The sequence below is a fragment of the Deinococcus alpinitundrae genome, assembly GCF_009982895.1.
Taxonomy (GTDB): domain Bacteria; phylum Deinococcota; class Deinococci; order Deinococcales; family Deinococcaceae; genus Deinococcus; species Deinococcus alpinitundrae.
In genome coordinates this window covers 1-11,974 of the sequence record NZ_WXZL01000014.1, presented here as the reverse complement: position 1 = coordinate 11,974, position 11,974 = coordinate 1, and the positions used below count along the sequence as shown (strand labels likewise).

Annotated in this window: 11 protein-coding genes and 1 pseudogene; 7 read left to right on the top strand and 5 right to left on the bottom strand. The window is 65.3% G+C overall.

Features of this window, described 5'->3' with window-relative positions:
- Positions 1-22 precede the first annotated feature (22 nt).
- From rplS to GUI70_RS13525, 3 genes and pseudogenes are all read left to right on the top strand, one after another.
- Positions 23-475: pseudogene (gene rplS, locus GUI70_RS13535) on the top strand (50S ribosomal protein L19); the annotation flags it as partial.
- 365 nt (positions 476-840) lie between these two features.
- Positions 841-1,827 (top strand): malate dehydrogenase, encoded by a 987-nt coding sequence (locus GUI70_RS13530; RefSeq protein ID WP_202630481.1) that lies wholly within the window; start codon positions 841-843, stop codon positions 1,825-1,827.
- Between the two features lie 112 nt (positions 1,828-1,939).
- Positions 1,940-3,472 (top strand): serine hydrolase, encoded by a 1,533-nt coding sequence (locus GUI70_RS13525; RefSeq protein ID WP_161882852.1) that lies wholly within the window; start codon positions 1,940-1,942, stop codon positions 3,470-3,472.
- A gap of 1 nt (position 3,473) precedes the next feature.
- Here GUI70_RS13525 and GUI70_RS13520 read toward each other — a convergent pair whose 3' ends face one another.
- Genes GUI70_RS13520 through GUI70_RS13505 form a run of 4 tightly spaced genes read right to left on the bottom strand, consistent with a single transcriptional unit; the run spans position 3,474 to position 7,090 of the window.
- On the bottom strand, positions 3,474-4,643 hold the full coding sequence (locus GUI70_RS13520) for a prepilin peptidase (RefSeq protein ID WP_161882851.1): 1,170 nt from the start codon (positions 4,641-4,643) through the stop codon (positions 3,474-3,476).
- Positions 4,640-5,413 (bottom strand): DUF2705 family protein, encoded by a 774-nt coding sequence (locus tag GUI70_RS13515; RefSeq protein WP_161882850.1) that lies wholly within the window; start codon positions 5,411-5,413, stop codon positions 4,640-4,642. Before GUI70_RS13515 ends, GUI70_RS13520 begins: the two co-directional genes overlap by 4 nt.
- Positions 5,413-6,375 carry an ABC transporter ATP-binding protein gene (locus GUI70_RS13510; RefSeq protein WP_161882849.1) on the bottom strand — a complete coding sequence of 321 codons (963 nt, stop codon included), beginning with the start codon at positions 6,373-6,375 and terminating at the stop codon, positions 5,413-5,415. The genes GUI70_RS13515 and GUI70_RS13510 overlap by 1 nt, the downstream gene beginning before the upstream one ends.
- 55 nt (positions 6,376-6,430) lie before the next feature.
- Positions 6,431-7,090, bottom strand: coding sequence for a PIG-L deacetylase family protein (locus GUI70_RS13505; RefSeq protein WP_161882848.1), 660 nt, complete (start codon positions 7,088-7,090; stop codon positions 6,431-6,433).
- A gap of 278 nt (positions 7,091-7,368) precedes the next feature.
- Between GUI70_RS13505 and GUI70_RS13500 the strand changes: the two genes are divergently transcribed.
- From GUI70_RS13500 to GUI70_RS13490, 3 genes are all read left to right on the top strand, one after another.
- Entirely contained in the window at positions 7,369-8,001 is a 633-nt protein-coding gene (locus GUI70_RS13500; RefSeq protein WP_161882847.1) for a MarC family protein, read from the top strand.
- A gap of 71 nt (positions 8,002-8,072) precedes the next feature.
- Positions 8,073-8,621: an HNH endonuclease gene (locus GUI70_RS13495; protein WP_161882846.1), complete on the top strand. Its 549-nt coding sequence runs from the start codon at positions 8,073-8,075 to the stop codon at positions 8,619-8,621.
- 56 nt (positions 8,622-8,677) lie between these two features.
- Entirely contained in the window at positions 8,678-9,538 is an 861-nt protein-coding gene (locus GUI70_RS13490) for an alpha/beta fold hydrolase (RefSeq protein WP_161882845.1), read from the top strand.
- 70 nt (positions 9,539-9,608) lie between these two features.
- On the opposite strand, the gene GUI70_RS13485 is transcribed toward GUI70_RS13490, so the two are convergent.
- The gene (locus GUI70_RS13485) at positions 9,609-9,866 is read right to left on the bottom strand and encodes a DdrH (protein ID WP_161882844.1); all 258 of its coding nucleotides are present in this window, start codon (positions 9,864-9,866) and stop codon (positions 9,609-9,611) included.
- Positions 9,867-9,983: 117 nt separating this feature from the next.
- Between GUI70_RS13485 and GUI70_RS13480 the strand changes: the two genes are divergently transcribed.
- Positions 9,984-11,843 (top strand): menaquinone biosynthesis decarboxylase, encoded by a 1,860-nt coding sequence (locus GUI70_RS13480; RefSeq protein ID WP_161882843.1) that lies wholly within the window; start codon positions 9,984-9,986, stop codon positions 11,841-11,843.
- Positions 11,844-11,974 lie beyond the last annotated feature (131 nt).

Sequence of the window (11,974 nt, the reverse complement as noted above, 5' to 3'; positions counted from 1 at the left end):
CCGCCAGCGCAGAGGAGAGACTATGACCCAGAGCAAGATTCCCAAGATCAACCGTGGCGCGATTTTGCGCAGCATCGAGCAGCCGCACATCAAAACCGGCTTGCCGGACTTTCAGGCGGGCGACACTGTCCGTGTGGAAACCAAGGTCGTGGAAGGTACCCGCACCCGGACCCAGGCGTTCGAGGGCGTGGTTATCGCCATCAACCACGGCGGCAGCCGCAAGAGCTTTACCGTGCGCAAGATCAGCTTCGGTGAGGGCGTGGAGCGCGTCTTTCCCTACAACACCCCGCTGATCAGCAAGATCACGGTGCTGGAGCGCGGCAAGGTCCGGCGCGCCAAGCTGTACTACCTGCGCGAACTGCGCGGCAAGGCAGCCCGCATCAAGAACGACCGTGGCCGCGTGATGAAGGATGCCGCCCGCATCCAGCGCACCAAGGCCGACGCTGCCGAGCAGGCGGTTCAGGCCAAGGCCGAGCAGGACGCCCAGGCTGCCAGGGACGCAGAAATGGCTGCCCAGGCCGCTCAGGAAGCCGAAGCGGCCCAGGTTGCCGAACAGCAGGCCGCTGAGCAGGCTGCCGCTGCCGAGCTGCCCGAAACCGAAGTGGCCACGACCGAGCAGGCCGCTTCCGATACCAAGAGCGAGTAAGATCACTGCTCTGCGACCGCTCCACTCTCCGCGTGAGGGTGGAGCGGTTTCGTTTGGCTCGAATTTGTGCTGGACTTGCCAGAGTTGCTCGCTGCCGGGCGTCACCCGTCAAGGAACCGTCAATTGTTCGGCGGGCCGGGTGGGGTAGCATGAATCCGCATTCAAAACGCTCGCAAGACCTGGGAGGAATCAATATGAACGAACCTGTACGTGTGGCCGTCACCGGCGCAGCAGGACAAATCGGCTACAGCCTGCTGTTTCGCATCGCCGCGGGTGACATGCTCGGCCCCGATCAGCCCGTCATTCTTCAATTGCTGGAAGTCACCCCGGCCCTCAAGGCGCTCAGCGGTGTGGTCATGGAACTTAACGACGGAGCCTTCCCGCTGCTGCACGGCGTCGTTACCAGCGACGATCCGATGGTGGCCTTCAAGGACGCTGACTATGCCCTCCTGGTCGGCGCGATGCCGCGCAAGGCGGGTATGGAGCGCGGCGATCTGCTCTCGGCCAACGGCGGCATCTTCAAGCCGCAAGGCGAGGCGCTCTCCGAGGTCGCCAGCCGCAACGTGAAGGTGCTGGTGGTCGGCAACCCGGCCAACACCAACGCCCTGATCGCCCAGCAAAACGCCCCCAAGCTCGATGCCAAACAGTTCACGGCGATGGTGCGCCTCGACCACAACCGCGCCATCTCGCAGCTCGCCGCCAAAACCGGCGCGCCGGTCAGTGCGGTCAGGAACATCACCATCTGGGGCAACCACAGCTCTACCCAGTACCCTGATCTGTCGCAGGCCACCGTGAACGGCCAGCCTGCGCTGGAGCAGGTCGATCAGAACTGGTACGAAACCGAGTACATTCCCACCGTCGCCAAGCGCGGAGCCGCCATCATCGAGGCGCGGGGAGCCAGCAGCGCGGCGAGTGCGGCGAGCGCGGCCATCGATCATATGCGCGACTGGGCGCTGGGCACCCGTGAGGGCGAGTGGGTCAGTATGGGCATTCCCAGCGACGGCAGCTACGGTGTCCCGGAGGGCTTGATCTACGGCTTCCCGGTGACGGTCAAGGGTGGTCAGTACAGCATCGTCCAGGGGTTGCCGGTGAGCGATTTCAGCCGCATCAAGATGGACGCCACCGCCCAAGAACTGACCGAGGAGCGAGATGCGGTGCGCGAGCTGGGCCTGGTCAAGTAAAATCACCTCGATTCAATCGGCGGCTCCCTTCAGCGGGGCCGCTTTTTTGGCTTGCCTTTACCCGCAGCTCATCTTCAGGAACGTCCCGGTTCGTTCACGCATAGTCGTAGGCATGTCCAAGTCGCTTCTCCTGTCGGCCCTGCTCGGTCTCACGCTTAACCCGGCGGCATTGGCCCAGACCACCGCGCCTACCACGTCAACCACTGCCCAGAGCACGCCCGCGCTCACCCCGCAAGCTGCGCTGACTCGCCTGGCGACGGCGATGAAGGTGAATGCCAGTTGGTTCGTTCCGGCGTTCGCCAGCGCGCTCCCGCAGGTGGCTGGCGGCTTTCAGGGCTTTACCAGCCAGTTCGGGGCGCTTCAGGGTGTGGACGATCTCGGCAGCAACCAGTACCGGCTGCGCTATGCGGGCGGCACCGTGACGGTGGAAACCCAGCTCAACGCGGCGGGGCAGTTCACCAGCCTGTTTCTTCGGGGTCAGCAGGCCAGCGTGCCGACTGTGTCCACCCAATCCGCGCCCAACTCGGCCAGCCTGACACCCCAGGCGGCCCTCACCCGTCTCTTCTCGGCCAAAATGCTCAGTCCCGATTGGTTCTCCGCCGACTTCCTCAGTCAGGTCCCGGCTGCGCAGCTCGCTCCGATTCTGGCGACGGCCAGCAGCGGTCTGGGTGCCTTTCAGAGCGTGGAGCCAGGGCCAAACGGCACCTTCACGGCCCGCTTCGCGCAGGGCACCTTGTCGGTCAACCTGGCCAGTCTGGACGCGCAGGGCCGCTTCACCGGGTTGCTGCTGGGCGCGGGCGTGCCCACCCAGAAGCCCAATCTGGCCGAGGCGGTGGCGGCGTTTGGCAAATTGGCGGGGCAGAGCAGCGTGGTCGTGATTGAAAACGGCAAAACAGTGGGCAGTCTCAGCCCAGACAGCAAGCTGGCGGTGGGGTCGGCCTTCAAACTGGGCATCCTGGCCGAACTCCTGGCCCAGGTCAAAACCGGGCAGCACCAGTGGTCCGAGGTGACGACCTTGCAGGCGGGCGACAAGGCGCTGCCCAGCGGATTTTTGCAGACCTGGCCCGACAACGCGCCGCTGACGGTGCAGACGCTCGCCACCTTGATGATCTCGCAGAGCGACAACACCGCCACCAACGTCTTGCTGCGGCTGGTGGGTAGAGACGGCGTGGGCCAGCGCCTGGGCCTGGGCGCAGTACCGAGTACCCGCGACCTCTTCGCGCTCAAGAATCCGGCCAACAAAGCGCTGCTGGACGCCTACCTGAAGGGGAACGATACCCAGAAGAGAGCAGTACTGGCGCAGGCAGCCACCGCGCCCCTGCCATCCGTGGGCCTGTTTGCCGGGGACGCGGTGGTGTCGCCGCAACTGGAATGGTTCGTGCCGGTCACGACGCTGTGCGCCCTGATGAACGAGGTCGCCGTCCTGCCGCTGATGCAGGTCAATTCCGGGGTGGCCGATCCCAGCTTGTTCAAGACCGTCAGCTTCAAGGGGGGCAGCGAGGGCGGCGTGCTCAACTTCACCACCCAGGTCACGACCAACGATGGCCGCACCGTTTGCCTGAGCGCCACCGGCAACGACAGCAAACCCATCGATCAGAACGCTTTTGCGGGGGCGTACAGCAAGTTGCTTCAGGCAGTCCGCTGAATCACGACAAGCCCAGATACCCCTGGTAAGCCTCAATGATCGCTGCGCCCCACAGCAAGGCCACCACCGCGCCCATCGCCAGATACGGCCCGAATTTCAGCTTGTTCTCGCCGCCCATGAAACGTTGGATCAGGCCCAGCACGGCACCGAGGACCACCGCGACAGCCAGCGCCACCAGTAAGCGCTCGAAGCCTAAAAATGCCCCGATGACGGCGGCCAGCTTGACGTCTCCGAAGCCCATGGCGGTGGGGTCGCCGGGGCTGTCGTCGTCCTCGGCCACTTCATGGCGGCCGCCGATCCACCAGTACAGCCCCGCCAGCAAGCTCACGGCACCGGCGGCGGCCAGGCCTCCTTGCAGGCCAACCAGCAGCGAGCTTGAGGCGCGCATGCTGAAAAAAGCCAGTGCCAGCAGCGAGCCGCCCAGGGTCAGCAGTTCGGGAATGCGGACGACCCGCCGGGCCGCCAGGTTGATGAGCGCCGAGATGAGGCCCAGCACCGCCCCTCCCGCCAGCGCCGCCCACCAATTGCCCCATAGCCCGCCCGTCAGCAGGCCGCCGAACAGTCCCAGCGCGATCTGCTGGTAGCCGATGGGCAACTCGGGATACAGCCGCTCGCGAAACCGCCGCAGCACCCAGCCGCCCAGCAAGCTGATGACCACCAGCACGCCTGCGCCCATCAAGGCTCCGCGCAGGGCGGCTTCAAAGTTGGGCAATGGCGAGAGGGCCGCGCCGTTGACCGCCCCGAAGATCAGCCCGATGGCAGTGCCGGGCAGGGTCAGCTCGTCGGGGATGGTGTAGGTCTCGAAGTCGATGACCGAGGCGGCCAGCAAGATGGTAACCAGCAGACACAGCCCGATGACGCCCGCGCCGAAGCTGCTGAGCGGAAACAGCAAGGCGATGGCCGCGTAGGCCAGGCCGCTGATCAGTTCGATGATGGGGTAGCGCGGGCTGATGGGGGCCTTGCAGTAGCGGCATTTGCCGCCGAGAGACACCCACGACAGCACCGGCACCAAGTCGAGCGGGCTGAGCGGGTGGTCACAGTTGGGGCAGTGGCTCGGCGGAAAGGCCACATTCTCGCCCCTGGGCAAGCGCCAGATCAGCACGTTGGTAAACGAGCCGATCAAGAGGCCCAGCACTAGCAGAACAACGACTCCGAAGGCGTCCACGTTCACAGGTCCCTCTTCTCGAAGGCGAACACCGCCAGCAGCGAGAAGCCCACCGTGTAGATGACCATCAGGATGATGGGTTGGGTCAGGTCACCCTGGCGGCTGTAGAGATCGAGGTAGGTGGTGATCAGGATTTTTTGCAGCGCTTCGGGAAAGACCACCAGCATGTTCATGATCTGAATGGTGGCCAGGGTCGCCAGCGCCGCCGCCGCCGTGTTGAGAAACGCCACCGCGTAGAGTAGCGAGAGCGCGGCGATCGGCATCAAGGCCAGGGCGTCGAGCAAAAATGAGCGCAGCACCTGCCCGAAGGCCTCGCTGCTGCTGAGCTGCCCCACGCCGACGAACAATCCCGGCCCCAGCCCGGTGCCGCCGCTGAAATCGCCGAAGCCGAACCTCAGACCCGCCACCAGACTGGCCAGAAACAGGATGGCCAGCAGCAGCGCCGGGTAGATCAGCGCCGTGATCAGCTTGGCGACGATGATGCGGCTGCGGTTGATCGGGCGCAGGATCAGCGGGGCCAGGGTGCCCTGCGAGATCTCGGTGCCGATCATCTCGGCGCAGGTCAGCGCCACCAGCAGCGGCAGCAGGAACTGGGTAATGGTGATCAGCGACAAAGTCGGCACCTGCCAGCCGCTGACGATCACCAGGTTGTAGACGGCCTTGAGGCGCGGCGCGAGCGGCCAGATCCACGGCAGCAGCACGCAGATGAGGGCGGCCAGGCGGGCGCTGCGTGCGCCGAACAGCTTGCGGAATTCCAGCAAAATCAAGGTGAGCATCAGTATTGTTCCACCCGTTCGCGGTAGTACTCGTAGAGATCGAAATGGTCGGGGCTGGCCTCGAACACCCGGATGCCTGCCGCCGAGAGGTGCGCCAGAGCGTCAGGCACGCGGGCCTCGCCGCCGATGTGGGCGATGGCGTAGGGGGTGCGGGCACTGGCCTTCTTCACGAACGGCAGCGCCGAGAGCGTCTGCACTGCGCCCAGCGGATCGTCCACCCGGAAGCGGTAAGCCGCCTGGCGGGCGCGCAGATCGACTGAGTCCACCATCCGGCCCCCCGTCAGAATGCCGACGGTGTGGGCGTAGGTGGCGATCTCGCGCAGGTGGTGGGTGCTGAGAATCACTGCGCAGCCGCTGGTGGCCAGCCCGGTCACGATTCGGTGAATCAGCCCGATGCCCAGCGGATCGAGGCCCGAGGTGGGTTCGTCGAGAATCAGGACCTTCGGCTCGGCCAGAATGGCGGCGGCGACGCCCAGGCGCTGACGCTGGCCCAGCGAGTACTGTCCCACCGGGCGCTCGGCCATGCGGGTGAGTTCCAAGAGGGCCAGCACCTCGCGCACCCGGTCGCGGCTGACCCGCTTGACCTTGCCGCCGGAGCCCGCAGGACCGGGGGCCATCGCCGCGAGCTGGGCGTGCATGCTGAGGTTTTGCGATCCCGTGAACTGCGGGTAGAACTTGGCCGGGGCTTCCACGACTGCGCCCAGGTTGGCGCGGGCGCGCGGGCCGTCGGTGTGCACGTCGCGGCCCAGGATGGTGACCTCGCCGCCGGTCGGAAAGGCCAGGCCGGTCATGCAGCGGATCAGGGTGGTCTTGCCCGCACCGTTGGGGCCGGTCAGGGCGTAGACCTCGCCGGGTTTAACGCCCAGCGAGACCTCTTCGAGCACCACCTGATCCTTGTATTTCTTTTGCAGTCCCTTGACCTCGATGGCAGGGCGCACGGAAGAGGGCGAGGATTTGGACACGCCGCCAGCTTAGAGGAAGTGGGCAGACGGGGTTCTTACACGCCCTGCACCAGGGTTAGTCCACCTGATAAAAGGTTTCCTCAACGATACGCTCGGGAAACTTGCGAATGAAATCCACGGTGCTCAGGGCCTGGGTGCGGTGGCAGGCGATGGCCTGCAACTTGCGGGTGATGTGGCGGCTCACGTCGCGCTTGAGGTTGGGCGCAAGCCAGAGATCCCGCAGCACCTCGTTTTCCGGCGGCGTTTTGGAAGCGTAGTACCACAGTACGGGCCGCTCATCCTCCAGCAAGCTATCCCAGGCAGTCTTGACGGCTCTGTGGGCAGTGACGTGGTCGGGGTGGCCGTTGCTGCCGTTGGGCGGAAACGCCAGCACGGTTTCGGGGCGGTGGCGCTGCATGGCGCTGCGGGCCACCGCGACCAGCTCATCCAGCGGCTGATCCTTGAGGTACTTGTCAGGAAAGCTGCACTGCTCATGCACCTGCACGCCGATCACGTCCAGGCAGGCCCGCAACTCCACTTCACGCAATCCGGCCAGCTCGGCGGGCGTCTCGCACAGGCCCAGCGTGCGCCCCGCCTCCCCGCGCGTCAGGGTCACCAGGCCCACTGTGTGGCCCTCCTCAATCAGATCCATCAGGGTGCCGGACGCGCCGTACACCTCGTCGTCGGGATGCGGCACGATTAGGAGGAGTTTGAGTCTGGGATTGGTTTCGGTCATGGCGGTCAGGATACGCTGAGTTTCTGGTGGGTGCTTGACCACTGTCCCACACACCGGAGCTGAGTCTGGCCTGATTCTGCATAGACATAGAAGTGGACGGCTGACTTTGGATGACAGGCCTGAGCGAGGTGCTGGACTTTTGCCGTTTCCCCAGCCGGGCGCGCTCCAAACTGAAGCTCGCAAAGAGCTGCGCCTCGTTCTGAACAACGAACAGACGGTACTCCGGGCGCCGGAGGTCTGTCCCGAACGCCTGCCACCCGGCAGCGTAAGCTGGGGCGGTGAACGTTCCCGGCCTGACCAGTCTCGCCCTACAGACCTTTCTGACCATGCTGGTGGTCATGGACCCCATCGGCCTAGCGCCGCTGTATATCGGCTTGGCGGGAGGGCGTCCGACCAGCGAGCGCCGCGCCATTGCCCTGAAAGCCTCGCTGGTGGCGGGCGGCATCATCTTGGTGTTCGGTCTCCTGGGCAAACCGCTGCTCGACCACCTCGGCATCAGCCTCGACGCTTTCCGGGTGGCGGGCGGCATCCTGCTGTTTCTGATTGCGCTCGACATGGTCTTCGGGCGCGGCAACGCCACCCGCGAATCGGAAGAAGGGGAGCCGGTTCAGGCGCGTCCCGACATCAGCGTGTTTCCGCTGGCGATTCCGCTGATCGCCGGGCCGGGCACGCTGGCCAGCATCATGATCCTGGCGGGCGGCGCGCACGGCAACCCGCTGCTGCTCGGCGGCGTCTTCGTGGTCACGGCGGGGGTGCTGCTGCTGTGTTATCTGGCGCTGCGGGTCTCCAACCACCTGGCACGCGTCATGGGCGAGTCGGGCATTCACGTCATCACGCGGGTGCTGGGGGTGCTGCTGGCAGCGCTGGCGGTGCAGTACGTCGCTGACGGTGTCCGGGGGTTCCTGGGCTGAAGCCTGATTCAGCTAATTGCTAAGCCGTTCGGCGCAACAATTCTCCGGCGATTTGGCTCTAAAATGGCTCAATGAACGGGCCAGAGCTTTTTACTGCGCCTCTGCGGGTGGCCACGGATCTGAGCGTGCCGCGCGTGCTGGTGCTGAACGCATCTTACGAACCGCTGCACGTCACCAGTGCCAAGCGGGCCATCACTCTTATTCAGTACGGCGTGGCCGAGGTGCTCGAAAACAGCGCCGACGTGGTCCGGTCGCCCAGCACGGTGCTGCCGGTGCCGAGCGTCATCCGGTTGCGGCGCTACATCCGCCGCCCGCGCATTCACCCGATTCCCTTCAACCGCCGCAATGTGCTCAGGCGTGACGCTTATACCTGCCAGTACTGTGGCGAGCGGGGTGACCTCACCTTGGATCACGTGCAGCCGCGCTCAAAAGGTGGGCGGCACGGTTGGGAGAACGTGGTCGTGGCCTGCCGCAGTTGCAACCAGCGCAAAGGGGACCGCACCCCCGAGGAAGCCGCCATGCCGCTGCGCCTGCGCCCGCGCGCGCCCAGCTTCGGCTTCTACGCCCAGGGCCAGTTCGCCCAGGACCGCAGCGAGTGGCACAAGTACCTGGGAGGATAGCGGTCAACAGTCGCCGCGCCGCTGCTGGCCGAGCTGCTTTCTGACATACTCTCGCCATGACGCCCCAGTACCTGCCGGTCAATAGGACCCGACTCTCTGCTGACGTGCGCGGCCCCGAGCAGTTTCCGCCGCTGATCGTGCTGCACGGCGGCCCGGGCCTCGACCACCACGAGTTTGCAGACTTCCTCGATCCGCTGACCGATACGGTGCGGCTGGTGTTGCTGGACATGCGTGCCCAGGGCGAGAGCGACCGTGACGCGCCCGAGGACACCTGGACACTGGAGCAGATGGCCGCTGACGTGGGTGGGGTGGCGCGGGCACTGGGCGCAGACCGGTATGCGGTGCTGGGGCATTCTTACGGCGCGTTCGTGGCTCTGCAGCAGGCCATCAGTGAGCCGGGTGCGGCGGCGGCCAGCATCGTGTCGTGCGGCGTGCCGTCGAGTCGGTTCCTGGAGGGTATCGAGGCCAAACTCGCCGCCTTCGAGCCACTGCACCTCCGCCAGCAGGTGCAGGACTCGTGGGCGGGTGAAGCAGCGGTCAAAACGGAGGCCGATTTCGCCCGTTTGATGGCTGAACAGATGCCCTGGCACTTCGCCAACCCGGAAGACCCTCGCTTGCCCGACTACATCCGGCGCAGTGAGGGCCGCTATGCTCCCGACGTGCTGCGCAAGTTCTCGGCAGCGGGCTACGGCATGATCGAGGCCGAGTCAGAGCTCAGCCGGGTCACGGCCCCAATGCTGGTGCTGGCGGGCCGCTACGACCGCACGTGCCCGCTCGAGGCGTCTCAGGTCACGGTGGCGGGGGTTGAGGGCGCGCAGCTCCACGTCTTCGAGGAAAGCGGCCACATGCCCTTCGTGGAGCAGCCCGAAGAATTTCTGGCGGTGGTTCGCCGCTTTCTGCAATCGGTGCTGGGCTAAGTCCCACCAGAGCAAAGAAAAGCGCCGCCCGTAGCCTGGGCGGCGCCGCTGTTGCTGTATTACACAACGCTCAGGCCTGGACGCTGCTACTCTTGCGGCCCGGCTGAGCTGTCCCACTCTGTTGCTGGCCGGCGCTGAAGCCCACCTGCGCTCCGAGTTGCCAGGCCAGCTTGAGCATGAACAAGATGGCCTCGTCGTCGCCTTTGGCCATCAGATCGCGCAGGTGCTCCGGCAAACCTTCCGGCAGCGGCATCTGCTTGAGCTGTTCGCCGTACTCGGCCCGCAGCCCGTCGAACCATTCCACGTACGGATTCGTCGGATTCGTCATGGTCCAAATCTAACACAACCACGCTCAAGGAATGTAAGCGGTGTGCCTCGTCGGCTGGGTGGCCTTTCCGGTAAGCAGGCGGACAGACGCCGCCGCCCCGTCGCCTAGACTGCCCGCATGGCGTTTCCAGATTTGCACTCCTTCATGGCCATGCTCGAAGCCCGCGGCGAACTGCTGCGCGTCAGCACTCCGGTGAGCAGCGACCTGGAGATCACCGAGATCGCCGACCGGATGGTCAAGGCGGGCGGCCCGGCCCTGCTGTTCGAGAACGTCCGGCTGATGGACGGCTCTCGAAGTGCTTTTCCCGTCGTGATCGGCTTGATGGGCACCCGCGAGCGCACGGCACTGGCGCTGGGCGTTTCCGACCTCGACGAGTTGGCCCATCGGGTCCGCGCTTTGATTGATCTCAAGGGCAGCGGGGGCGTGGGCGGGCTGCTCTCTAACCTTCCCAAGCTGCGCGACGCAGCCCACCTGCTGCCGCGCCGAGTCCGAAGCGGCGCGGTGCAGGAGGTTATCTGGCGTGGCGACGAGGTCGACCTGACGCGCCTGCCGGTTCTCAAATGCTGGCCGCTCGACGGCGGTCCCTTCGTGACGCTGCCACTGGTCATCACCAAGGACCCTGAAACTGGCGAGCGCAACATGGGCATGTACCGGATGCAGATCATGGGCAAAACCATCACTGGGATGCACTGGCAGCGCCACAAGACAGGCACGCGCCACCTCGAAAAAGCCCGTGAGCGCGGTCAGCGTCTGGACGTCGCGGTGGCGCTGGGCGGCGATCCGGCCCTGATCTACGCCGCCACCGCGCCCCTGCCCCCGATACCCGGCCTCGACGAGTTTGCTCTGGCCGGGTACCTGCGCGGCCAGCGCTACCCGGTGATCAAGGGCGTCACGGTCGACCTCGACGTGCCGGCCAACGCCGAAATCGTGCTGGAAGGCTACGTCGACCCGCAGGAAGACTGGGCGGTGGAAGGCCCCTTCGGTGACCACACCGGCTTTTACACCCTGCCGGAACTTTACCCACGCTTTCACGTCACCGCCGTCACGATGCGGCGAGAAGCTGTTTACCCGGCCACCATCGTGGGCCGACCGCCGATGGAGGACGCTTACCTGATCGAGGCCAGCGAACGCCTGTTCTTGCCCGCTGCCCAGCTCGTCTTGCCCGAGATCACCGATTACCACCTGCCTCCAGTAGGTGTGGCGCACAACCTGGTGGTCGTCGGCATCAAGAAGAGTTTTCCCGGCCACGCCTATAAGGTCGCCAACGGGCTGTTCGGTCTGGGACAGATGATGTTCGCCAAGGTCATCGTGGTCGTCGACGACGATTTGGCCGTGACCGATATGGACGCCGTGTGGCGGCGGGTGGCTGAGCTAGCCCGTCCAGGCCGCGACACCCTGATCTCGCGCGGCCCGATCGACGTGCTCGATCATTCCAGCCGCGCCTGGAGTTATGGTGGCAAGCTGATCATCGACGCCACCCGCAAGCGCCCTGAGGAACTCGGCTCGGCGCTCAGCAGCCGTGAGGCGCAGGTGGAGTCTGGAATGGGGGAGCGCGCGTTCACGCCGCATGCTGAGGGCGACCTGCCGACCTTTGAGGGCGTCAAGGCCCAGCTCCAGACGCCTGACGGTTACTGGTTCGTTGCTCTCCATAAGACCTATCCCCACCAAGCACAAGCGCTTGCTGAAGCGTTCGCCGCCCATCCTGCAGCGGCAGGGGTATGTCACCTGCTGATCGCCGACGACCGCACCAATGTCCATGAGACGAACGATGTGTGGTGGACCATCCTCAACAACGTCGACCCCGAACGCGACGTCAGGGCATTAGGTCAACTGCTGGTCTGGAATGGCACGCCCAAGCTGCCGGAGGAAGGCTTCGTGCGCCCCTGGCCGCCCAAGATCGAGATGAACGCCAACGTCGTATCGCGTGTCGAGGCCCTCTGGCACGTCTATCCGCTGCCCGAACGCTGGCGCTCCTGAAACAGGCAGGGCAGGAGGGGTTGACAGATTTAGGGGTGGGGTGTATTGTTTCTGAGCCTCCGAGCGAGGCGGGACACATGACAGTTGAACGGTAAGTGACGATGACGGTCCTCCTGACAGGGAGGCGTGAA

Coding starts and splice junctions, on each gene's coding strand:
- GUI70_RS13485 (WP_161882844.1), bottom strand. CDS start 9,866: ATGACGAATCCGACGAATCCGTACGTGGAATGGTTCGACGGGCTGCGG.
- GUI70_RS13505 (WP_161882848.1), bottom strand. CDS start 7,090: ATGACCGAAACCAATCCCAGACTCAAACTCCTCCTAATCGTGCCGCAT.
- GUI70_RS13480 (WP_161882843.1), top strand. CDS start 9,984: ATGGCGTTTCCAGATTTGCACTCCTTCATGGCCATGCTCGAAGCCCGC.
- GUI70_RS13525 (WP_161882852.1), top strand. CDS start 1,940: ATGTCCAAGTCGCTTCTCCTGTCGGCCCTGCTCGGTCTCACGCTTAAC.
- GUI70_RS13490 (WP_161882845.1), top strand. CDS start 8,678: ATGACGCCCCAGTACCTGCCGGTCAATAGGACCCGACTCTCTGCTGAC.
- GUI70_RS13495 (WP_161882846.1), top strand. CDS start 8,073: ATGAACGGGCCAGAGCTTTTTACTGCGCCTCTGCGGGTGGCCACGGAT.
- GUI70_RS13515 (WP_161882850.1), bottom strand. CDS start 5,413: ATGCTCACCTTGATTTTGCTGGAATTCCGCAAGCTGTTCGGCGCACGC.
- GUI70_RS13530 (WP_202630481.1), top strand. CDS start 841: ATGAACGAACCTGTACGTGTGGCCGTCACCGGCGCAGCAGGACAAATC.